Annotated in this window: 17 protein-coding genes and 1 pseudogene; 5 read left to right on the top strand and 13 right to left on the bottom strand. The window is 36.0% G+C overall.

The annotated features are described in order from the left end of the window. Positions 1-47: 47 nt before the first annotated feature. Positions 48-1,151 (bottom strand): SGNH/GDSL hydrolase family protein, encoded by a 1,104-nt coding sequence (locus ORI89_RS17670; RefSeq protein WP_268231845.1) that lies wholly within the window; start codon positions 1,149-1,151, stop codon positions 48-50. A gap of 48 nt (positions 1,152-1,199) precedes the next feature. Between ORI89_RS17670 and ORI89_RS17665 the strand changes: the two genes are divergently transcribed. The 3 genes from ORI89_RS17665 to ORI89_RS17655 are packed head-to-tail and all read left to right on the top strand — an operon-like array spanning position 1,200 to position 2,751. Next, positions 1,200-1,757, top strand: coding sequence for an NADPH-dependent FMN reductase (locus ORI89_RS17665; protein WP_268231844.1), 558 nt, complete (start codon positions 1,200-1,202; stop codon positions 1,755-1,757). Between the two features lie 38 nt (positions 1,758-1,795). Further along, complete coding sequence (locus ORI89_RS17660; protein ID WP_268231843.1) at positions 1,796-2,374, top strand: DJ-1/PfpI family protein; 579 nt, start codon at positions 1,796-1,798, stop codon at positions 2,372-2,374. Next, on the top strand, positions 2,374-2,751 hold the full coding sequence (locus ORI89_RS17655; RefSeq protein WP_268231842.1) for a hypothetical protein: 378 nt from the start codon (positions 2,374-2,376) through the stop codon (positions 2,749-2,751). The genes ORI89_RS17660 and ORI89_RS17655 overlap by 1 nt, the downstream gene beginning before the upstream one ends. 63 nt (positions 2,752-2,814) lie before the next feature. Here the strand turns inward: ORI89_RS17655 and ORI89_RS17650 are convergent, their stop codons facing one another. Together ORI89_RS17650 and pruA are read right to left on the bottom strand one after the other, a co-directional pair. Beyond that, complete coding sequence (locus ORI89_RS17650; protein ID WP_268231841.1) at positions 2,815-3,705, bottom strand: AraC family transcriptional regulator; 891 nt, start codon at positions 3,703-3,705, stop codon at positions 2,815-2,817. 100 nt (positions 3,706-3,805) lie between these two features. Beyond that, positions 3,806-5,434 carry an L-glutamate gamma-semialdehyde dehydrogenase gene (gene pruA / locus ORI89_RS17645; RefSeq protein WP_268231840.1) on the bottom strand — a complete coding sequence of 543 codons (1,629 nt, stop codon included), beginning with the start codon at positions 5,432-5,434 and terminating at the stop codon, positions 3,806-3,808. 330 nt (positions 5,435-5,764) lie between these two features. On the opposite strand from pruA, the pseudogene ORI89_RS17640 reads away from it, so the two are divergent. Beyond that, positions 5,765-6,202, top strand: a pseudogene (locus tag ORI89_RS17640) (DUF1572 family protein); the annotation flags it as partial. Between the two features lie 47 nt (positions 6,203-6,249). On the opposite strand, the gene ORI89_RS17635 reads toward ORI89_RS17640, so the two are convergent. From ORI89_RS17635 to pheT, 10 genes are all read right to left on the bottom strand, one after another. Then, positions 6,250-6,780, bottom strand: a complete 531-nt coding sequence (locus ORI89_RS17635) for a hypothetical protein (RefSeq protein ID WP_268231839.1) — start codon at positions 6,778-6,780, stop codon at positions 6,250-6,252. 46 nt (positions 6,781-6,826) lie between these two features. Continuing rightward, positions 6,827-9,934, bottom strand: a complete 3,108-nt coding sequence (locus tag ORI89_RS17630) for an efflux RND transporter permease subunit (protein ID WP_268231838.1) — start codon at positions 9,932-9,934, stop codon at positions 6,827-6,829. 70 nt (positions 9,935-10,004) lie between these two features. Beyond that, positions 10,005-11,147, bottom strand: coding sequence for an efflux RND transporter periplasmic adaptor subunit (locus tag ORI89_RS17625; protein WP_268231837.1), 1,143 nt, complete (start codon positions 11,145-11,147; stop codon positions 10,005-10,007). A gap of 40 nt (positions 11,148-11,187) precedes the next feature. After that, a complete protein-coding gene (locus ORI89_RS17620; protein ID WP_268231836.1) occupies positions 11,188-12,444 on the bottom strand; it encodes a TolC family protein in 1,257 nt (418 codons plus the stop codon). Positions 12,445-12,521: 77 nt separating this feature from the next. After that, positions 12,522-13,856, bottom strand: a complete 1,335-nt coding sequence (locus ORI89_RS17615) for a sensor histidine kinase (protein WP_268231835.1) — start codon at positions 13,854-13,856, stop codon at positions 12,522-12,524. Then, positions 13,853-14,539: a response regulator transcription factor gene (locus ORI89_RS17610; RefSeq protein ID WP_268231834.1), complete on the bottom strand. Its 687-nt coding sequence runs from the start codon at positions 14,537-14,539 to the stop codon at positions 13,853-13,855. The genes ORI89_RS17615 and ORI89_RS17610 overlap by 4 nt, the downstream gene beginning before the upstream one ends. 171 nt (positions 14,540-14,710) lie before the next feature. Further along, positions 14,711-16,270, bottom strand: a complete 1,560-nt coding sequence (gene rny / locus ORI89_RS17605; protein ID WP_268231833.1) for a ribonuclease Y — start codon at positions 16,268-16,270, stop codon at positions 14,711-14,713. A 253-nt stretch (positions 16,271-16,523) separates the two neighbouring features. Next, positions 16,524-16,814, bottom strand: coding sequence for a cell division protein ZapA (locus ORI89_RS17600; RefSeq protein ID WP_268231832.1), 291 nt, complete (start codon positions 16,812-16,814; stop codon positions 16,524-16,526). A gap of 46 nt (positions 16,815-16,860) precedes the next feature. Further along, a complete protein-coding gene (locus ORI89_RS17595) occupies positions 16,861-17,169 on the bottom strand; it encodes a hypothetical protein (RefSeq protein ID WP_268231831.1) in 309 nt (102 codons plus the stop codon). 35 nt (positions 17,170-17,204) lie between these two features. Continuing rightward, positions 17,205-19,598, bottom strand: a complete 2,394-nt coding sequence (pheT, locus tag ORI89_RS17590) for a phenylalanine--tRNA ligase subunit beta (protein ID WP_268231830.1) — start codon at positions 19,596-19,598, stop codon at positions 17,205-17,207. Between the two features lie 411 nt (positions 19,599-20,009). Between pheT and purL the strand changes: the two genes are divergently transcribed. Next, positions 20,010-23,687, top strand: a complete 3,678-nt coding sequence (purL, locus tag ORI89_RS17585; protein ID WP_268231829.1) for a phosphoribosylformylglycinamidine synthase — start codon at positions 20,010-20,012, stop codon at positions 23,685-23,687. Positions 23,688-23,714 lie beyond the last annotated feature (27 nt).

Below are 23,714 nucleotides of genomic sequence, written 5' to 3'. Positions count from 1 at the left end.
AAACAAATATAAAGCTTGAAGAGTGCTATGTTTTTATAAATAGAGAGTTATAGCCTTTTAAAAAGGAAATTATTAAGTAGTGCTCGATAAGCATTAGCTATTTTCATCATACCAACGTCATTTGGATGAGAAAAATCAACAGTAGATTCGATATCTAATCCAATATCAGCATTGCTTAACCGATAAATATTTTTCATTCCCTGATCTTCTAGTCTTTTAAAGACTTTCCTAGCCACTGCAGTCGTCAATTCACGCTGTTTACTAAAATCGTTATTTAATATGTTCGGATTAAAACCAGCACTGGTTTCTGTCAATATGATAGGTGTTTCAGGTCTTTTATTTCTCAAAAATTGAACTGCATTCATAATTAAAGAATCAAGTTCTTTCTCATTCCTTTCTGCACCTAAGACTAAATTAGGCAAACAATCCAAGACAAAAACTGCTGCATCCTGTTGCGCCATTAACTCTAAAATTGGCTGTTCTAATTTCCCATTTCCCGAAAAAGCTAAATTCACAACTGGTCTTCTTAAATAGCGTTGCAATATATTTGTCCAGCCTAAACCTGGCCGTGTAGCACAAGCCCCTTGAGCAATAGATGTCCCATAAATTACAATCGGCCGTTGCTCATCCTTCATAAATGTTAATGTATTATTAACAGGAACACCAATTTCCATCCACTCTATCGTGTTGTATAATGGTAGATATAACTCATAAATACGCTCGTTGCTACTGCCTATTCCTACAAAAGAATAAGTTATCGTATCCGAAAAACTATAATTTCCAATAGCCCAGTTCCAGGTTTTTGTGTTTTTATTAAAAGCATACAGATCCAACCCACTCACACCTGTTGCAGGCATATGAGGCATGCTATGCGCTCCTTTCACTGTATACCGAACCTTTATATCTTCGCTATCGGTGGTAAAACGTATGGATAAACCTGCACTATTTGTTCCCAAAGACCAAACAGGTTTCCGCACCATTTTCTCTAGCTGACTAGGCAGACGATTATAGGCAACTAGCTCATCACTATTTACACGCCCTAAAAGTGCATTATTCTGTAAAGGATCATACCACGTATAATTTGCTTGAGCAAAAGAAAAAACAGCTAACAGCAGTCCAAAAAAACTTAATACTAATTTTTTATAGGTCATAATTTGATATTTGTTTAGCTAAGATATAGATTTTCCGTAAATTAGAGCATGAAAATACTAGCTTTCGCCGGCAGCAATAGCTCCACTTCGATAAATAAACGTTTGATAAGTAGCGTTGCAAAATATTATAAAGAACCCGATGACATCATTGAAGTTCTTGATCTTAACGACTATGAAGTACCTATATTTTCAGTTGACCGTGAAAGAGACAACGGCATTCCCGAACTAATTATAGCTTTTTCAAAAAAAATGGACAATGCAGATTTCCTATTGATTTCCTTAGCTGAAAACAATGGAAACTATACCGTTGCCTATAAAAACATAGTGGATTGGCTATCTCGTATAAAAGGCCGAAAGATCTTTAATAATAAGCCTATTTTTTTATTGGCAACAAGCGATGGAAGAAGAGGTGCACAAACTGTATTAGACATTGCTACAGCACGAATACCTTTTGACGGTGGCGAAATCTTAGAAACATTCAGTTTACCGAGCTTTCGCGAAAACTTTGAAGAGGGAAAAGGTGTTATTAGTATACAGCACAGGAGTCAATTAGAAGCAAAAGTTCGCAAAACGAAACGTCTTTTGCAAGCTAAACTTGGCAAATAAAAGATAATAACGAGTAAACATATTTAAAAATAAATATTATGGAAAAAAAAGTATTATTAATCGTAGGCGATTACGTTGAAGACTATGAAGCTATGGTACCTTTTCAAGCCATGGGATCTATTGGTATAAAAGTAGATGCAATTGCTCCGGACCGTAAAAAAGGAGACGTTGTACCAACAGCTGTTCATGATTTCACGGGCGATCAAACCTATATAGAATTACGTGGTCATAATTTCGCTATCAACAAAGATTTTGAGAGCGTAGATCCCAGTGAGTATGATGGCTTATATATAGCAGGTGGTAGATCAGCCGAATACATTCGACTAAATAAGAAAGTCATCGAATTTACACAACACTTCTTTGAAAAGAATAAGCCTGTTGCTGCCATATGTCACGGAATACAGGTATTAACTACAGCGCAGGTCTTAAAGGACAGAACACTTACAGCTTACGTAGCAGTTGGCCCTGATATCGAATTAGCTGGGGGTACTTGGAAAAACATACCAGCTGACCAAGCTATTGTTGATGGCAACCTAGTGACATCACCTGCTTGGCCCGGACATCAAGCGATTTTAAAAGAATTCTATAAATTACTAGGTATTACGATAACAACTTAATGAAAAAAAGTAAAAAACTGTGGTGGATCGCAGCTGGTCTAAGTGTCATTCTTTTATATGGCATATGGGAGGCTTTCAACCAACCTTCCATAAAAGACTTACCAGGAGACTTTAAGGAAACCGCTTTCGTTCGAAATGAACAAAATAAGGGAGGCATAATACGTATTTATGCCGTATCAGTGGGAGATATTCAAAATGCAAACTATGAAGCCTGTGCCGATCTTTTTCCAACAAACGATTATGGTAGCATCACCAAAATATATTTCTTTGATAAAAAGAAAGGTTTTCCCAAAGAACTATCCCTTGAGGCACCACACTATGATACAAATAGATACGAGGCCATAATGATTTTAAAAAGAACAGGAAACGAAAAATAATATAAAAGAGCGCTTTTGCAGGATTCAAACTGCCAAAAGTGCTTTTATTTTAAATCCGGGACTTCATATTGATTTTTCTTCTATCGATCGTTGCGCTACAAATTCTGTGGGAGAAACTTTCATGATATTTTTAAATACCCGGTTAAAATGTACCGCAGTATTAAAACCGCATTGGTAAGCAGCTTCCGAAATACTTTCTACTCTTTTATTAACGAGCAACTGACATGCTTTCTCCACCCGTACCTCGTTTAAAAAAGTGACAAAAGTCTTTTGTGTATGCTTTTTAAAAAACTTGCAGAAAGCTGTAGAAGTCATATGAATTAAAGAAGAAACCTCATCAACAGTTAAATTACGTTTATAATTGTCAAGTGCATATTTTATTACTGTATTAATACGAATTCCATCCGACTCATGAAAATCCAATTGTGTTAAACCCGAATAAAGCGATATCAGATCTTTCTCACGCTGTAAAATCAAAGAGAAAACCTCCAATACACGCATTAGTTTTTTAGACCCTTTTTCATGTTTCAAGTTTCTGAAAAGATCTCTTAAATTCAGTCCTAATGAGCCTGACAACATTTTGCTAGACTCTAAATGATAAAACAAATTTTTGATGGCTGACAACTCTGCCATATTAAAAAATGTTTCTAGCTTATCAAGTGAAAAGAAAAGATGGACAATATGTACATTTGTAGCAGCAATTACACTATTCTCTTTATAAAAAAGATGTGGATCGTTCGGCTTAATCAAAAAAACGTCTCCTTCATCTCCCGTACGTAACAAATTCCCAATCATAAGAGAACCGCTTCCCTTTACAATATAGCTTATCTGAAACTCACGGTGTCTATGATAGTATCCGTAAAACTCGCCAATATCTTCCATAACATAAAAAGCATCTTCACCATAAGTAGGTACAGTAAATTCAATAGGTTTGCGCGTTTCTTGGATTTTCATTTTTCAACTGAGAAAACTCTTTTAAAAGAATCCAGTCCCGCATAAAGCGAGACTGGAAGATACTTATTAATACTGAATAAATAATTCAATCATGCATAAATTAACCTAAAAAGGGATATCTATAATCTGTGTCTGGATTAAAAGTCTCTTTTATTGTACGTGGTGAAACCCAACGTAATAAGTTAATCATTGAACCGGCTTTATCATTAGTACCTGAACCTCTCGCTCCTCCAAAAGGCTGTTGACCAACTACTGCTCCAGTACACTTATCATTGATATAGAAATTACCAGCTGCATTACGTAAAGCATGTGTAGCTTCATCAATAGCATAACGACATTGCGAAATAATAGATCCTGTTAAGGCATAAATTGATGTTGTATCCACCATTTTCAATGTTTCTTCCCACTTCTCATCTTCGTACACATAAATAGTCAATACAGGTCCAAAAAGCTCTTCAGACATGGTCTCATAATCATGCTTTTTCGCAACAATAACGGTTGGATGTATGAAATATCCTTTAGTTTTATCATAATCTCCGCCAATTACGACTTCTGCATCTGCTGACTCTTTAGCTCTCTCTATATAACTTGTTATTTTATCAAATGATTTCTCATCAATAACCGCATTAATAAAATTACTAAAATCCTCTGTACCACCTATTTTAAAAGAACTGATATCCTTCTCCATCTTAGCTTTTAGTGCATTCCATAATGACTTAGGAACATAAGCACGTGAAGCTGCAGAACATTTCTGACCTTGGTATTCAAAAGCTCCTCTTACTAAAGCAGTATTCAACACATCTAGGTCTGCGGATGGGTGTGCCAAAATAAAATCTTTACCGCCAGTTTCACCTACAATACGCGGGTAAGTTTTATAGTTATGAATCTGTTCACCTATTGTTTTCCATATATCTTGGAACACACCTGTCGACCCAGTAAAGTGAATACCTGAGAATTCAGGGTGTTTAAAAATCACATCACCTGCATCCGGCCCGGACACATAAATTAAGTTAATTACACCATCAGGTAACCCTGCTTCCTGAAAAATTTCCATTAACACATGAGCTGAGTATATCTGTGCATTGGAAGGTTTCCATACCACAACATTACCCATCATAGCAACACAAGAAGGTAAATTACCAGCAATTGCCGTAAAGTTAAAAGGAGTCAAAGCAAATACAAAACCTTCTAACGGCCTTTGCTCAACACGGTTCCATACACCTTTACTATTTGCGGGAGGCTGCTGTCTATAAATTTCAGTCATGTACGCCACGTTAAAACGTAAGAAGTCTGTAAATTCACAGGCCGAATCAATTTCAGCTTGATATGGATTCTTAGACTGCGCTAACATAGTAGCCGCATTTAATTTATAACGATATTTTGTAGAAGCTAACTCAGCAGCTTTTAAAAATATAGCTGCGCGCTGTTCCCAAGCTAAAGCTTCCCACTTTGGTTTTGCCGCTAATGCCGCATCAATAGCCGCAGTTACGTGTGTTTTTTCACCTTTATGGTAATAACCTAAAGTATGCTGATGATCATGCGGTGGGGACATTTTCCCTTTATTATCTGTACGCACTTCTTGGCCACCTATATACATAGGAATATCAGCTTCTTTTCCTCTAGCTTCCTTTATAGCTGCTTGTAACAACTCTCTCTCTTTAGTTCCTGCTGCATACGAATACACTGGCTCGTTGCTCGGTACAGGCACATTAAAAAATCCCTTTAACATAATTGTGATATTTTAAATTTACTATAAAGTTAACCATACTATCTAATATATATTTTACAAAAAATAGCATCGATTAAACACATTTTGCCAGAACACATGTAATTAACCACCAATAAAGCCAAAATATGTTGACACAAAACTTCTTTAGTGAAAACATTATATATAATAAAAAGTTTTATTTTTATATTTTTAATAATCTAAATATCAATATAAATGCAGGCAAAAGAATATAAAGATTTTGTTCTAAACTATAAAGAAAGCCTAGTCCAGCAATTTTCTCACTATAAAATGCTGCCAGATCACGTATTTTCATAACTTGAAGACTCACATTTTTTTATAAAATCCAATCTATATAGCAACAATATCGCTCATATAATTCAACATTTAGCTGGAAATATTACTTCTCGTTGGACTGATTTCTTAACTACGGATGGGGAGAAAGAGAGTAGGAATCGAGATCAAGAATTTGAAGATAATATACAATCTAAAGAAGAACTCATACAAATTTGGGAGAAAGCTTGGGAAATTCTTTTGACAGGACTCAAACAATTAAAAACTACAGATTGGAGAAAGACAGTGTATATAAGAAAAGAAGCTCATACTGTATTGGAAGCTATTAACAGTCAGCTTGCACATTGCTCCTATCATATTGGACAAATTGTTTTCTATAGTAAATCACTACTAAAAGAAAACTGGAACCCCTTATCCATCCCTAGAGGAGAATCAGAAAAGTATAAAAAAAAGCCTTTTATATTTCCTGCTCTATAAGGTGAAAATAAGCTAGAGTGCTAACCTATTTTTTTAGACACATTATGTTAATACTTTATATTAAACACACGAAATACTTTGGACCAAAGCCATATTGGCCCTATAGTAATCAATTGCCAAACACTCTTTGAAGTAGGCTTCATTTGTTCTCTCCGCACTGACAAAAGCAAACCAACTAAACCGATAATAGTTAACACCCCAGTAATTATCCAAACAGCAACTCCTCCAGCACGTTCATAATACTCAAGTTGCACAATTAAATAACTCATAACACCTACTGTAAAAAGCATAGCATATGATAAAGTAGGAGCAAGCTTAAGGTATAAATAAATCATGATAGCAATATAGAAAGAACCCCAGTTAAGAAAGGTATGCATATTCATCCTTACAAGAAAATCAAATTGTGGAAAAGGAATCATCCATATCAATCCTTGTACTCCAAAAAAAAATAAAAAGAGAAAAACAGCATAAATAACACCATTATTAGTAGAAAACTGTTTATCAAGCATAACAAAATACTGATCTACTTTTCTTACTTCTTCGTGCTTTAATGCCGCTTTTCTCCCTTTTTCTTTCATCTCGCTAAGTTACGCAATTATCAAGTAATTTTTGAAAAATATAAACTTAGCCCAATTTTAAAGTTTTATCCTCTTCGCGTTTGTTAATCCAATAAAAAACAATAGGAATAATAGTAAAAGAAAGTAGCAAACAAGTAATCAAACCTCCTACTATCATAATAGCTAATGGTTTTTGGATTTCCGCCCCCATACCCGTTGAAATCGCAGCAGGTAGTAGCCCCATTGATCCCATCAATGCAATCATAACAACAGGCCGAATTCTACTCCTTACTCCCTTTTCAATAGCTTTTAATAAAGGTTTTCCTTTGCGAATATTATCACGCATAACACCAATCAGAACAATCCCATCAATTGTAGCTACACCGAATAAAATGATAAAACCTATCCCCGCTGATATTCCAAAAATAGTCCCCGTGAACCACAAGGATAAAAAGCCTCCAATAAATGCAAAAGGTAAGGTCAATGAAGCAGCCAATGTATCTCGAACATTGCCGAAATTAAAATATAAAAGCAGTAATATCAATACTAAACAAACAGGTACTACCAAAGCTAATTGTTTAGCTGCCCTTTCTTTGCTTTCAAATTCACCAGCCCATTCCATTTTATAACTATGTGGCAATTTCACATCTTGCGCTACCACGTGTTTAGCTTCATCAATAGTACTACCCAAATCACGTCCTTCAATACTAAAACCTACAGCTATGTAACGACTATTTCCTTCTCTGTAAATAAAGGCAGGGCCAGTTTCATAACTTACCGTAGCAATTTCCTGTAAAGGGACACTCTGCCCGTTTATAGTAGGAATAAGAATATTTTTGATCTTTTCTGGGGAGTCTCTATATGACTCTTGGAAACGTAATACTACATCAAATTGCCTATCATCTTCATAAAATTTCGTTGCAGCTTCACCACCGATCGTCATCGCAATTACTGCCTGAACATCTGCTGTAAATATGCCATACTTTGCCATCTTCGAATCATGTAATTGTATACGCAATTCGGGTAGTCCTATATTTTTATAAACATTTATATCTGTAATTCCCTCAACCTTAGTAATAGCTGCGGCCACATGGTCAGCATGTTCCTCCAAAGCATATAAATCATTCCCGAATATTTTAATCACCAAAGCACTTTTCACCCCCGCTACATACTCCTCCACATTATCCTGAATAGGCTGACTAAATCCAAAGCTAACGCCAGGATAATGATCAAGTTGTTCACGAATTTCCTGTATAATATCCTGCTTACTTAATTTTGGGCGCCAATCTTTTTCATCTTTCAGTTGTACATTAAACTCTATGTTAAAAAAGCCTGTTGGATCGGTTCCATCATTTGGTCTACCTGTTTGGGTAAGGATAAATTCGACCTCCTCAGTCTCATTCATTTTAGACTTCATCTCATGCGTCAAGCGTAAGGATTCTTTTAAACTCACACTATTAGGCAATGTTGCTCGTATATATATAGCTCCCTCGTTAAGCTTGGGTAAAAACTCAGATCCATAATGCATAAATTTAAAAACACACAAGGTTAATAGCCCAACAAAAAAAGCAAGAGTTAAGGTCTTGTATTTAAAAGCAAGAGCATGTAAACCATAAATAGTTTTATTAAAGAATCGGGTAATAAAGTTTTCTTTCTCATCTACTGCCTTAGTAAATAACAAACGACACATTGCCGGCACATAGGTAAGACTCAAAATCAATGATCCTAAAAGTGCATAACCTAACGTAAATGCTAAAGGTGTAAACATTTTACCTTCTACTTTTTGAAAAGAGAAAATAGGAAGTAAAGCAACAATCAAAATAACAAGTGCGAAAAAAATATAAGAAGCTACGCTACCTGCACTTTTCTTTATAAGCCCGAGTTTACTCATCTTTGCAAAACGTTCTGGTCCAACCCGATGAGATAAGCCCGCCAGACCAACAAATACAGTTTCAACGATAACCAATGTCCCCTCAAGCAACAAGCCAAAATCCAGAGATCCCATAGAGATAAGATTCGCAGGCAGCCCCTGTATCTTAAGCATAATAATGGCAAAAAGAAAAGATAATGGAATAACAGTAGCTACGATAAATGTTGATTTCCAGTTATATAAAAATATAAAAACGATTAATGAGACTAAGAGCACACCTTCTATCATATTTTTAGCCACTGTTTTAACTGTAGTATTAACTAAAGTCGTACGATCTATAATTGGTTTGATATGTATATTTGAAGGTAAAATATCTTCATTCAACTCATCAATTTTCTTTTTTAAGCTCTTAATAACCTGTGATGGATTTTCTCCTCTCAGCATTACAACAATACCCTGCACCAAATCGTCATTCTCATTATACCCAACTTGCCCCAACCGTGGCTTAGCAGACACAACGACATCTGCTACATTCTTTATTAATACCGGAGTCGTACCATTTAGGCTTACTGTGATATTTTCAATATCTTCCAATTTGTCTAATAACCCCACACCACGCACTACATAAGCCTGTTCTCCCTGCTCAATAACATCCCCACCTACGTTGACATTCGATTTAGAAACAGCTTCATAGACATCTAATGGTGATAAATCATAATTCTTCAATTCAGCTGGATGTATCCGAATCTCATATATTTTCTCTTCACCACCAAAACTAACGATATCAGCAACTCCTGCTACAGCCAATAATTCCCGCTCTATTACCCAGTCTTGAATAGCTGTTTGTTCTTTAATAGACATATCGCCCTCGAGTACATACCTAAATATTTCACCTGTTGCTCCCGACGGTGGCTCAATCTCTGCATCAGCACCACTAGGCAGGTCAACGCCAGCCAACTTATTAGAAGCATATTGCTGAGCGTAAAAATCATCAACTCCATCTTCAAATTGAACAGTAACCACAGATAAACCAAACAAAGAAATAGAGCGAACATCCGTTTTATGAGGTATACTATTCATCTCCTTAGAGATGGGAAGGGTAACTAGTTTTTCAATTTCTTCAGCACTACGCCCCGGCCATTGTGTAATAATACGGGCACGCGTATTCGTTACGTCAGGAAATGCTTCGATGGCTGTATGACTCAATGCATAAAGACCAGCAAAGAACAACACCATAACTGAAAACATTACAAACGCTGCATTACGTAAAGAAAACGTAACAATATTTTGTACAAATTTGTTCATAAATTATTTATCTTTTTCTTACTATTGCTCTCTATATCTTTAAATTTTAAAGACGATCCATTTTGATCTATTAATTCATAAGTTGCTCAAAAACAAGCAACACATTTGAAGACAATAAACGCTCATCTTTCACAAACTGCTCTTGCACAAAATAATGTTCCTCATTACTAGCCAAAATTGTAACCTCTCGAGCTTCTAATTCACAATCAGATTTATATACGACTACATATTCTTTATTGTTATAATATATACGAGACTGCTTAGGGATTGCTCGTGCAATACCTAGATCACTACGACGATTAATTAAAATATCCGCACTTAGACCTGGCATCAACATTAAATTCTGGTTATCCAAAACGACACGTGCTTTAATAACATGTTCGTCATCATCAAAAACATTATAAATTTTATCAATCTTGCCATTGTAAAGCTGATCAGGATAAGCAATAGTACGGACCTTCACTTCGTCGCCAACATGAACATAACGCAGGTTGCTAGCATAAATATTTACCATAACCCAAACTTGCTTCAGGTTAGAAATAGAAAATAAAGGATCACTATCTTCAGTCAAACTCTGTCCTTTACTAATAGACTTCTGTATGATATAACCATTTTTAGGTGCTGATATTTGAAACATACCAGACCCTACAGATTTATAAAGCTGTAGCCCTTGTTCAATCTTATCCAACTCTATAATAGCACTTTCTAAATTATGCTCTGCCTCTAGTAACTCAGGAATAGCCAATAAACCATCAGCTGCTAACTCTTTTTTTGAAGCTACCTGTTGCTTTAATAAATCGATTTGATTTTTTTGGAATTTCTGCTGTTGTTGCAGCTCCTGGATTTGTGTTGAACGTACTGTTGCCAACACCTGATTTTCTTGTACATAATCTCCCAATTCAAAATTCACCTTTTCTACCAAGCCACCCAACAAACTTCTAAAAGCGACTAAATCATTCTCATTATATTCTATCTTACCGGGAAGTGTAAGCTGCTCTTCAACCGGCAACTCTTTCACGACTTCTATTTTTGTAGTTTCTTTAAGCTTGTCATTCAAACAAAAAGAAACTTTTTCTTGGTGCCCTTCTGCAGATTCATTACCTACGGTTTGACAAGCCTGTAACAAGGAGATGCTCACGGCAATACCTAGATAAAATGTTTTTATGTTCATCTGTAAAAAATCTATTTTTAAACTACTATATGGAATACGCATACGTATTTATATTTAATTGTAAACGGAATTTTAAACTTTTTTAGTTAAAATCTCTTCCTACTAACTGCTGTAAATCTTCATAGGTACTAAAATAATTTCGCCACAACTCTTGCTGCGCTTGATAAGCTTCACGATAGGCCTCTATATAATCTATGAATTCAATTAGTGTAAGCTGCTTATTATACAAGTGCTTTTTATAGCTCTCCAGTAACTGCTTCTGATCTACGGTTTCAAGCTCTTGCCAATTGTGTAAAGATGTTTCATAGTTTTTCAATTGTTTGAGCAAACGAGATAACTCCATTTCTACTTGAGAAGTAGCACTCATATTGGCTAACTTATGTTGCTCTATTTGATATTGAGCTATTTTAATATTACCCTTATTACGATTGAAAATGGGAAGATCTATCTGTAAACCTAGCCCCACAAAATTTTGCATAGTACCACTTCCCCTATCATATAAAACCTGTGCCGTAACATCAGGTTTACGCTCTGCTTTTTCTAAATTCAATTGTTGATGAGCTATCACCCCTTCATTCTTCAAAAGAAGTAAGTTAATATTAGATTCTTTAGCTAAAGCATATACATCGGCAGGTAATTGAGCAAATAGATCCGCGTGCTTATCTGCAAAAACTAAATCAGCAACAGTTAGTGTGGGCATTTGTGTTAAAACGCGTAAAGTGGTAAGTGACTCTTCCAATTCAGTATCAATATCCAATTGTTCTTTGTAAAGAGATATCAATTCTACTTGAATTCTATAATAGTCTGCTTTAGATACATTGAGCTTATCACTTTGTCTTCCATATTGTAGTTTTAGTTGTTCAAAAAGAGTAATAGCATCTTTTAACTGTTCTAAACTTGTGTTATACAATTGTACAGCATAAAAATGCTGACGCAATTCCTTTTTCAACTCAAGAAGTAACTCTTCAAACTCTAAAGCAGCAGTTTCTTTTTCCAACTTACGAATCGCAACTCGTTTTTTACGCTTACCAGCAGTTTCAATAAGCTGCTCCAATTCGACTGCGAACTGCTGATTTTTACCATATTTACCAATTAAGGGAGACATAGTTTCTGCAGTCGAATTTGCCCATAAATTCACCTCGGATATGCTAAAGGAAGGATTACTCCACAGTTTCTCTTGTATAATTGCAGCTTCTAACTTTTGAATATCAAAGCGTTGTGCTAGAATACTAAAGTTTTCTCGTAAAAACTGTTCTTCGAGTTTTTGTAAATCATATGTTTGACTTTGTGTCTGATTTACACATACAGTTAATAATAATAATAGATATAAATACTTCACGGCTAAAACTTTTGTTACAAAGCTAACCGGTACAAATTAGAGAGAGTTTTGAGATAGATTAGAATACGGTTAGAGTTTTAAAATCTCAGGGTAATATTCGTTCCCTGATTGCCTGAATATATAGACATCTTAACCTGATGCATATTAAAAATAATATTAGCTATAGAAAGTCCCACTCCTTTTCCTTGGTAGTTAGAAGCATTTGTACCTCTGTAAAAATTCTGTGTAATCTGTGGAATATCTTCAGCTAAAATACCAATACCTTTATCTTGGATAGAAAGCTCTAATTTACTGTTTTCCACGGTTAACTCAATCTTCACCAACTGATTATCAGAGTACTTAACAGCGTTACTCAATAAGTTCCGCAAAGCAAGCTCCAAGAGTTTATCATTGCCTTCCAACTCAAGGTAAGTAGGATCATCCACCTGCAGATTAACTTCTATTTGCGCCTGATGATAAATCGTCATATCTTCGACAAGTTGCCAAATAATTTCATCAATGCGGATACGTTCAAAATCAAAACTCGTTTTAGCTCCTGACAAAAGCATCATCTGCTCTAATGCTTCTTGCAGATCGAACGCATACCCTTTGAGAAGTACAATAACTTCTTTATACTCCTTCTCCGATCGTTCTTTATTTTGTGTCACTTCCAAAGTGCCTAATAACGCAGCTATAGGTGTTCGAAGTTCGTGTGAAACATAATCAATAAAATTCTTTTGTACCTTAAACGTTTCTGCAATACGATCTACGAAATGATTATAAGTTTTTACAAGGTCTTGAATTTCAGCATAAGCATTACTAATGCTAAGTGGCTGATTAAAATTTCGACTATCTCTCTTTCCGATCTGTTGAATCACATCAACTATCGGGCGATAAGCAAAACGTCCCAGATAATTAGAAAATAAATAAATAACAACTACTCCAAATAAAAAAGCGCCAAGTAAAACTTGTAATAAGCTTTGCATTTGTTCATTAAACTCTTCCTTTGACTCCCGAGAAATCACCACAAAATCCCCTTGATTGTCTTCATAATATATCCCGTAATAAAAGTTATTATCAGAATTTAAGAATGCACTTCCTTCTTTACGAACACGTTCAACAAAGTTTTCTGACAAAGCAGTAACTGACCGCATATTGCCTCGTACCAATTCATTCAAACTATCAATCAGGACGACATCACTCATACTGATTTCACGCTCGACCTGCCTCTTTATCTGCGAATGCTCAGCTAACGACAGTTCATCCTGCTCTAAATAGTAAATAGCAATAAGCAAAGCTTTACTTGACAAAGATTTCTGTTCTTTTGAAATCATCTGTCTTTGATACGAAAAATAAATAACAACAGAAAAACCTACCGTTATCATCGTAAAAATAACTACTGAATATAGTGAAAGCCGTTGCTGTAATTTCATAATTGTAGTTTAAAAACATACCCCACACCTTTTACAGTATGTATATATTTTTCATCTCCCTTATCAAGCTTGTTACGTAAATAAGATATATATACATCAACAACATTCGAATGATTATCAAAGTTAATCCCCCATACCGCATTTAAGATTTGAAAACGACTAACTGGTTTATCTACATTCTTTATCAAATAGACAAGCAATTTATATTCTCTAGGCGAAAGATCTACCAAATTTCCATCTAAAGTAACTTCGTATTTATCCAAGTTAATACGCAAACTACCAAACACCTGCTCAACAATATTATCCTGTTGTTGCTGTTGATATTGCTGCCGTCTTGTTAAGGCTTTTATACGAGAAATAAGCTCCTCAAAATGAAATGGCTTAGTTAAATAATCGTCAGCACCATAATCTAATGCCGACACCTTATCCTGCACAGCATTTAACGCACTGAGCATGAGAATAGGAACGTACTTTTTCTTATAGCGTAAAGTCTGTACCAATTGAAGACCATCCATCCCTGGCAACATAACATCTAATATAATAAGATCCCATTCCAAGTTGCTGTAATTCTCCAAAAAATCTTCTGCACTAGCACACAGGGTAACTAAGTATCCCTGTTCCTCTAAACCTTTTACTAAAAAACTACTTATTCGCTTATCGTCTTCGACAACTAAAATCTGCATAATTCGTTCACCTATTTTCTATGCTAATATCGATTATACTTAAGTAAAATATACCTACTCATAATATGTTTACTTTCAAAACTACGAAATGAAAAATAAAATTATACATAACATCATAAAAAAGGCCCTACCGAAAACGATAGGACCTTCCTCTTACATTTATTTTTCTTCTTATTTAGCGTAAGAAACAGATCTTGTTTCACGGATAACCGTCACTTTAATCTGTCCTGGATATGTCATCTCCGTCTGAATACGATTTGAAATATCTGCAGCTAATATTTCCGACTGTGCATCAGTTACTTTTTCAGATTCAACCACAACACGAAGTTCACGCCCAGCTTGAATAGCAAAAGTCTTTTCCACACCAGGATAAGATAATGCCAATTCCTCCAGCTCTTTCAAACGCTTAATATAGCTTTCAACCACCTCACGGCGAGCTCCAGGTCTTGCTCCCGATATAGCATCACAAGCCTGTACTACAGGAGAAATCAAAGAAGTCATTTCAATTTCATCATGGTGGGCTCCTATTGCATTACATACATCAGGATGCTCTTTATACTTTTCGGCTAACTGCATACCTAAAATAGCGTGTGGCAATTCAGGATTATCATCAGGCACCTTACCAATATCATGCAACAGCCCAGCACGCTTAGCATGTTTCACATTTAAACCTAATTCTGCGGCCATAGTAGCAGCAAAATTAGCAACCTCACGAGAGTGCTGCAACAAATTCTGACCATAGGAAGAGCGGTAACGCATACGTCCTACCATACGGATCAATTCTGGGTGCAAACCATGAATGCCTAAATCAATAGCAGTTCTTTCTCCTATTTCTACTATTTCATCTTCAATCTGGTTCCTTGTTTTACCGACTACCTCTTCAATTCTTGCCGGATGTATACGTCCATCAGTGACCAAACGATGTAACGACAAACGTGCAATTTCACGGCGAACTGGGTCAAAACCAGACAAGATAATAGCTTCCGGAGTATCATCAACTATAATTTCTACACCTGTCGCAGCCTCCAAAGCACGTATATTACGTCCCTCACGACCGATAATGCGTCCTTTTACCTCGTCATTCTCAATATTAAAGATCGATACTGTATTTTCTATCGCAGACTCTGTAGCTGTACGCTGTATAGTCTGTATAACTACTTTTTTTGCTTCTTTAGATGCCGTCAGTTTTGCTTCATCAACAATATCTTTAATCTGTATTATCGCCTCTGAACGTGCTTCCTCACGCAATGTATTAACCAATTGTTCTTTCGCTTCCTCAGCAGAAAGCCCTGCAATACTTTCTAATTGTTTAATCTGTTGGTTTTTTAATTGGTCAATTTCGGCACTTCTGTTCTCGTTAAGTTCAATCAACTGATCTAACTTTTTACTACGATTATCCAGTTCCTGTTTCTCTCTATTTACATTCTCCAGCTTTTGATTAAAAGATTGCTCTTTCTGTCGGATAGTGTTCTCTTTTTGAGTTAAGCTATTATTACGTTGATTAACGTCCTTTTCATGCTCAGCTTTTAGTTGCAAAAATTTTTCTTTTGCCTCTAATGAACGTTGCTTCTTATAGTGATCAGCTTGCTGCTGCCCCTCTTTAATGATTTTATCCGCTTTTTCTTTTGCTGATTGCTCTTGTTTCTTAAATACTTGTTGCAATAAGAAACGACCAATAACAACACCTATTATGAGCGAAATTATAATCGAAATTGTTGTTGATAACTCCATTTTATATAAAAATTAATTCATGTTTTCATTTTTAAACAAAAAAAAACCGCAATTAAATATACAGGTCCCATGTATTATAAACTTCGATTACACATGATTTGAGCAATTGATCATGACCTAGATGGCTTTCGCAAAATGGCCTTCATCTTTGTTCGCTCGTGATATTGAAGCGTTAAGTTTAAAATAGTGACAACCCGAATTTAATTGCGGCAAATTCGTCGTTATAAAGCTCTAAAATTTTAAAGAACGATATTTATTTACTAAAGAATTGTGTTAATAATGTATCCAGTTCGTGTACTTTCTCCTCCAAACCCTCTTCATGACTTTTTGCATTCCGTTCTGCTTTTATCATACCTGTAGCGTATTGTAATATACACATAGAAAGCAGATCTTGCTTATCACGAACTGCATAATTCTCTTGCAATTCTTTAATTTTTTCATTAACCAATTTCGCTGCGTGTCGGATTATTTCCTCTTCTTCAACCGTTACTCTTAACGGATAAACACGATCAGCGATATTTATTTTTATGGAAATTTCTCCCATCTTTATGAGCTTAAAATAACGTAACAGACCTCTTCCACCAACTTCCTCACTTCAACAAGCCTATACATCTGTCTATTTCTCGCACAAAATCGTTAATTTTTTGTTTTGTGTCAAGTATTTTTTCATCTATCCCACTTCTATCAACCTTTGAGTCATCCAATGTCTTTGCAACTGCAACAACTTTGAGCTTTTCCTCTAATTCTTTGTTTTTTGAAGAACTTGTCTCAAAAGCTACTTGCAACGATTGTAACTCTAATTTCAAGAGGTCATTCTCCTCTTGTAAGGCATCGCACATCTCCATAAGATTTTTCGTTTTCTCAACGATAACACTCATTTGTGCAGATAGTGTGGCCATATTTATTTTCGCAATTAAACTATTTTACACGACACTTAGCGCACAACCGCTCCAGTATCTTTCTCAAAGTTAACAATTAATTTTTTAATTATCCCCTCTATTTGTTTATCATTTAATGTTTTTTCCTCATCTTGCAAAATAAAACTCAGCGCATATGATTTCTTCCCTTTCGGGAGCTTATCGCCTTTATAAACATCAAATATATTTACCTCTTTTAAAAGTTTACGTTCAGTCTTCAATGCAAGATTCCTTAATGTTTCAAACGTTACATCATCATCTAGCAACAATGCCAAATCACGGCGAACTTCTGGAAAACGTGAAACTTCTTTATACTTAATACTATTTTTACGTATAGAACGAACAACCAAATCCCAATCAAAACTTGCAAAGAAAGCTTTACCGTCTATATCAGCTTTATTCAAGTTTTTAGCAGATACTGCACCAAAACTCACTAAAGGCCTATCCCCTTTCAAGTAAGTCAAACCATAATCAAAATGTGAAGTATCACTTTCCACTACCTTTAACCCCTGAATATTCAAACGCTTAATAATGCTATCTACTGCAGCTTTCAAGTGATAAAAATTAGTCTTCTGATCCTCTACACTCCAATGCTTTTCTTGATATGAACCTGATATACAAAGTGACAATATTTGCTGTTCTTTATAGACATCACCATTCTTAAAATAAACTTTCCCATACTCAAAATACTTAGCATTAGCGTGCTTACGTTTTTGATTATAAGACAATGTCGTTAAAGCAGAAAAAAGTAAATTTTGACGCAACGTATCCAAATCAGAACTCAAAGGATTTACCAAACGCACTGCTGACTCTTCGTCATCCGCATAATCCAACTTAGTTAACGAATTATTCATTATTTCTCGATAACCATTCGCCACCAATAAATCAGCTACCTGGTTAAATAACAATTCTTTATCTGGCTTTTCTGTAGTATTCAAAGAAGATTTTATCTGCAACTTCAGATCTATATTATTGTATCCATAGATTCGCAACACCTCTTCGATAACATCAACCTCACGTGTGACATCAACTTTATAAACAGGCACACGCACTTCTAGGTCTTCAACACTTTCTTTTAAAATTTCAATACCTAAAGCCAAAATAATATCGCGTATTTCCTCTCTTGGAATAGCTTGACCAATCAATTGCTGAACGCGTTGATAATTAACTGTAAACTCATAAGGCTTTATAGCTTCAGGATAAATATCGGTGCACGCAGAGTCTATATGACCACCGGCAATCTCTTGAATCAATAACGCAGCCTTTTGTAAAGCATAAACAGTTATCTCAGGATCTGTCCCTCGTTCAAAACGAAATGACGAATCTGTTTTTAACCCATGTCTTTTCGAAGTTTTACGAACAGAACGTGCATTAAAATAGGCAGACTCTAAAAATATACGTGTTGTATCCGCCGAAACCCCGGAGTACTCTCCCCCGAAGACTCCTGCAATACACATTGGTTTTTCAGCATCAGCAATAATTAAATCCTCATCTGACAAATTTCGATCTACTCCATCCAATGTTCTAAAAGCCTCGCCTTCCGTAGCTAAACGTACAACGACCTCATTTCCGAAAATTTTATCAGCATCAAAAGCATGCAGTGGTTGCCCTAAATCATGTAATATAAAGTTCGTTACATCAACAATATTATTTAAAGGACGAATACCAATAACATTTAGCTTCTCTTTCAACCAATCAGGCGACTCCTTCACCTCCACCCCTGTGATTACTAATCCCGAATAACGGGGTGCTAGCTCTGGTGACTCTACACGAACCAAAATAGGCGTGTGCTCCTCCGCAGCAAACTCCGCTACGGAATAAGGTTTTACTTCGCTTCTTAAATAGGCTGCAATATCGCGAGCTACTCCTAAATGGGAAGCAGCATCAGCACGATTAGGTGTTAAGCCTATTTCATAACGATAATCATCTTGAATATTATAATAATCTTTTACTAGAGATCCTATAGCAACCTGTTCGTTTAATTCAACTATACCTGCATGTGAATTTCCTAACCCAATCTCGTCCTCCCCACACAACATACCTTCGGAAACTTCTCCTCTTATTTTTGACTTTGTAATTTTAAATGGCTCTCCAACCATAGGGTGACAAATAGCGCCTACAGGAGCAACAATCACTTTTAATCCTTTACGAACATTTGGAGCACCACACACTATATGAAGTAATTCCCTTCCCCCTATATCGACAGTCGTCACTTTAAGTTTATCAGCATTAGGGTGTTGCTCACAACTTTTCACTTCTCCAACAACCAAACCTTCCAAACCACCAGGGATAGCTTGAACCTTCTCCAACATTTCAACTTCCAGACCAATATCTGTTAGGATAAGAGATAACTCTTCTGGAGTTTTATTTATATCAATATGATTCTTAAGCCAATTATACGAAATATTCATTTTCCCTATTTTAAAGGTACAAAGATAGAACTTTTAGACAAAAAACTCGTTTATATGAGCCATAAAACACTACAATTTTGTTTTTAGTTATTTTTCAAATACTAGCTAGCTCATATCTCCGACCTATCAAATTATTAATAACTGCATTATTACAGTTGCTTAACTATACGTTATGACTCATATACGTTATTCGCTAATGAAGCCTCTAAAGTTCCATTATGTTACTTAACTATATAACAATTATACTCCCTTTAATAAAAATAAATATTGTTATTAAAGGTTCAAAAAAAGAGAAGATCAAAACAGACATCCTGTTTACAATATAATTCCCTATTTATTTCAACTACATCATCAAAATATTACGTAAATTTGTACTTTGATTTGAATAACGTTCAAAATTACATAGTTATAATGATTCATTTCTTTGTGAACCCTAGCGACACTGTTTATAGTGTGCAAACCCAAGCCGAACTATCTCAAGAAGATAGCTTGAAACTAAGCTGGCTCTTCGGAAACGCCAAAAAACTCGACACTAAAACACTTCATGATTACTACGTGGGCCCGCGCGCAGCGATGGTAACCCCTTGGAGCACAAATGCTGTAGAAATAACCCAAAACATGGGTATTAAAGGCATTATTAGAATCGAAGAGTTCAATAAAGTAACAGAGGATTTTACAGATTTTGATCCTATGATTTCCCAAAAGTTCACGGCATTAACGCAAGAATTGTTTGATATAGCGATTGATCCAGAACCAATACAAGAAATAAGCGATATTAGAGCTTATAATAAACAGGAAGGCCTAGCATTGAACGAAGAAGAGGTAGAATACCTAAACAACCTCAGTACAAAAATAAACAGAAAACTAACAGATTCTGAAGTGTTTGCTTTCTCTCAAGCAAATTCAGAACATTGTCGCCATAAAATTTTCAATGGCACTTTCATAATAGATGGTAAAGAGAAAACCTCCTCACTATTTAAACTGATAAAAAAAACCTCAGAAACTAATCCCAACAGCATTGTATCTGCATATAAGGATAATGTCGCCTTTATTAAGGGACCTCGTATCACTCAGTTTGCTCCTAAAACGGGAGATAAAGCTGATTTTTATACTGAAAAAGAATTTGACTCTGTCATTTCTCTCAAAGCTGAAACACACAATTTTCCTACCACAGTAGAACCGTTTTCAGGCGCTGCGACAGGTTCGGGAGGAGAAATACGCGATAGACTAGCAGGAGGTCAAGGATCACTACCTTTAGCCGGAACTGCAGTATACATGACTTCTTACTCACGCCTTAATGAAGACCGTCCTTGGGAAAAAGCGATGAAGGAACGCAACTGGCTTTATCAAACACCTATTGATATATTAATCAAAGCGTCTAATGGAGCTTCCGATTTTGGAAATAAATTTGGTCAGCCCCTTATCACAGGTTCAATATTAACATTTGAGCATGAAGAAGAGGGGAGAAAATTAGGTTATGACAAAGTAATAATGCAAGCCGGCGGAATCGGTTATGCCAAATTAGATCAAGCGAAAAAGAAAACTCCTAAAGAAGGCGATAAAATTGTTATACTGGGAGGTGAAAACTACCGAATAGGTATGGGGGGAGCTGCCGTCTCATCCGCAGATACGGGAGCTTTTGGTTCTGGCATAGAGTTGAACGCTATACAGCGCTCCAATCCTGAAATGCAAAAAAGAGCAGCTAACGCTATTCGTGCATTTGTAGAGTCTGATAATAACCCCATCGTGTCTATACATGATCATGGCGCTGGCGGTCATCTAAATTGCCTATCGGAACTAGTAGAAGAAACAGGAGGTTTAATAGATCTAGACAAACTACCTGTAGGTGATCCTACACTGTCTGCTAAAGAAATAATCGGAAACGAATCCCAAGAACGCATGGGGTTAGTTATTGCCGAAAAAGATATAGAGACATTAAACCGAGTTGCTGAACGTGAACGAGCTCCTATCTACAGTGTTGGAGATGTTACAAACGATCAAAGGTTTACCTTTAAATCTTCTACCACAGGCGAAAAACCAATGGATTACGATTTAGCAGATTTCTTTGGTTCATCTCCAAAAACGTTAATGACAGACACAATCGTAGATAGAAAATACGACGACATCACTTATCTCACAGCTAACATACCGGATTATTTAAATAAAGTATTACAATTAGAAGCAGTAGCTTCTAAAGATTGGTTAACTAACAAGGTTGATCGTTGCGTCGGTGGGCGTGTGGCTAAACAACAATGCGTAGGTCCACTACAATTACCATTAAATAACGTAGGGGTTATGGCTTTAGACTATAAATCCAAAGAAGGTATAGCCACAACAATCGGTCACTCTCCACTTACAGCATTAATAGACCCTGTGATTGGGTCGCGTAACGCTATTGGTGAAGCACTGTCCAATATTATATTCGCTCCGATAAAAGATGGCTTAAAAGGCGTTTCTCTATCGGCCAACTGGATGTGGCCTTGTAACAATCCGGGAGAAGACGCACGTTTATATCAAGCTGTTGAAGCTTGTTCGAATTTTGCAATAGAATTAGGTATCAATATCCCAACAGGTAAAGACTCCTTGTCTATGAAGCAAAAATACCCTAACGGAGAGGATGTTATTGCACCAGGTACACTTATTATATCTGCGGCAGGAAACTGTATAGATATTAACAAAGTAATAGAACCTGTTCTATCTAAAAATGCTGGATCAATCTACTACATTAACCTATCAAAAGACAGTTTTAAATTAGGTGGCTCTTCATTTGCTCAAATCAACAACAGAATAGGAGCAGAAGCACCTAGTATACAGGACGCTGCATACTTCAAGAAAGCCTTCAATACAATACAAGACCTTATTCTTAACAATCAGATAGTGGCAGGTCACGATGTCGGTTCAGGAGGTTTAGTAACCACTTTGCTTGAATTAACGTTTGCTGATGTTTCATTAGGAGCACAATACGACCTTTCTAATTTAGGAGAGACTGACACTGTAAAAGTTTTGTTCAACGAAAATATTGCATTAGTAATTCAAGCTAAAGATGATGAGATATTTGAACAAACTACTAAGAAGGCAGGGATAGAGGTTGTAAAAATTGGACGTGCTACGGAGAAGTCAAATGTCAGTTTTAAAAATGGAACCGATACTTTCAATTTTGATGTAACAGAGATAAGGGATACTTGGTTTAAGACATCATACCTGCTCGATCAAAAACAATCGAAAAACGGAACTGCAACAGAACGGTTTAACAACTATAAAAAACAACCTTTACAATTTGCCTTCCCTGTTCACTTTGATGGCAAAAAACCCGTTATTAGCACTACCAAACCACGCCCAAAAGCAGCCATCATCCGTGAAAAAGGCTCAAACTCAGAACGTGAAATGGCTAATGCTATGTTCCTTGCTGGTTTTGATGTAAAAGATATACATATGACCGATCTGATATCAGGACGTGAAAACTTAGAAGATGTACAGTTTATCGGCGCAGTAGGCGGCTTCTCTAACTCAGATGTATTGGGGTCAGCCAAAGGTTGGGCTGGAGCATTCCTCTATAATGAAAAGGCAAGAAAAGCGCTCAAAAATTTCTTTGCACGTCCAGACACTTTATCTGTCGGCATTTGTAACGGTTGCCAATTATTTATGGAACTGGAACTTATAAATCCAGAACATGAAGTTCATGCAAAAATGGCACATAACAACTCACAAAAACACGAATCAAACTTTATTTCTGTAGAAATACAAAAGAACAACTCAGTGATGTTATCTACACTTGCAGGCACCAAATTAGGTGTATGGATTTCTCATGGTGAAGGAAAATTTAAATTCCCTTATTCTGAGGATGAATATAATATTGCTGCGAAATATGCGTACGCTGAATACCCACACAATCCAAACGGCTCAGACTTTAACACGGCAATGCTATGTGACAAATCAGGACGCCACTTGGTAACAATGCCACATATTGAGCGTTCTATATTCCAATGGAATTGGGCCAACTATCCGTCAAATAGAAATGACGAAGTCACCCCATGGCTAGAGGCTTTTGTTAACGCCAGACAGTGGATCGAAAAAGAGAACAGCAAATAATAACATTTATTGTAAAAGGCAGATCTA

It is taken from the genome of Sphingobacterium sp. UT-1RO-CII-1 (assembly GCF_026711005.1).
Lineage (GTDB): Bacteria > Bacteroidota > Bacteroidia > Sphingobacteriales > Sphingobacteriaceae > Sphingobacterium.
Note: the sequence above shows the minus strand (reverse complement) of the source record. Positions and strands in the feature narration are given on the sequence as shown.

Coding starts and splice junctions, on each gene's coding strand:
- ORI89_RS17670 (WP_268231845.1), bottom strand. CDS start 1,151: ATGACCTATAAAAAATTAGTATTAAGTTTTTTTGGACTGCTGTTAGCT.
- ORI89_RS17665 (WP_268231844.1), top strand. CDS start 1,200: ATGAAAATACTAGCTTTCGCCGGCAGCAATAGCTCCACTTCGATAAAT.
- ORI89_RS17660 (WP_268231843.1), top strand. CDS start 1,796: ATGGAAAAAAAAGTATTATTAATCGTAGGCGATTACGTTGAAGACTAT.
- ORI89_RS17655 (WP_268231842.1), top strand. CDS start 2,374: ATGAAAAAAAGTAAAAAACTGTGGTGGATCGCAGCTGGTCTAAGTGTC.
- ORI89_RS17650 (WP_268231841.1), bottom strand. CDS start 3,705: ATGAAAATCCAAGAAACGCGCAAACCTATTGAATTTACTGTACCTACT.
- pruA (WP_268231840.1), bottom strand. CDS start 5,434: ATGTTAAAGGGATTTTTTAATGTGCCTGTACCGAGCAACGAGCCAGTG.
- ORI89_RS17635 (WP_268231839.1), bottom strand. CDS start 6,780: ATGAAAGAAAAAGGGAGAAAAGCGGCATTAAAGCACGAAGAAGTAAGA.
- ORI89_RS17630 (WP_268231838.1), bottom strand. CDS start 9,934: ATGAACAAATTTGTACAAAATATTGTTACGTTTTCTTTACGTAATGCA.
- ORI89_RS17625 (WP_268231837.1), bottom strand. CDS start 11,147: ATGCGTATTCCATATAGTAGTTTAAAAATAGATTTTTTACAGATGAAC.
- ORI89_RS17615 (WP_268231835.1), bottom strand. CDS start 13,856: ATGAAATTACAGCAACGGCTTTCACTATATTCAGTAGTTATTTTTACG.
- ORI89_RS17610 (WP_268231834.1), bottom strand. CDS start 14,539: ATGCAGATTTTAGTTGTCGAAGACGATAAGCGAATAAGTAGTTTTTTA.
- rny (WP_268231833.1), bottom strand. CDS start 16,270: ATGGAGTTATCAACAACAATTTCGATTATAATTTCGCTCATAATAGGT.
- ORI89_RS17600 (WP_268231832.1), bottom strand. CDS start 16,814: ATGGGAGAAATTTCCATAAAAATAAATATCGCTGATCGTGTTTATCCG.
- ORI89_RS17595 (WP_268231831.1), bottom strand. CDS start 17,169: ATGGCCACACTATCTGCACAAATGAGTGTTATCGTTGAGAAAACGAAA.
- pheT (WP_268231830.1), bottom strand. CDS start 19,598: ATGAATATTTCGTATAATTGGCTTAAGAATCATATTGATATAAATAAA.
- purL (WP_268231829.1), top strand. CDS start 20,010: ATGATTCATTTCTTTGTGAACCCTAGCGACACTGTTTATAGTGTGCAA.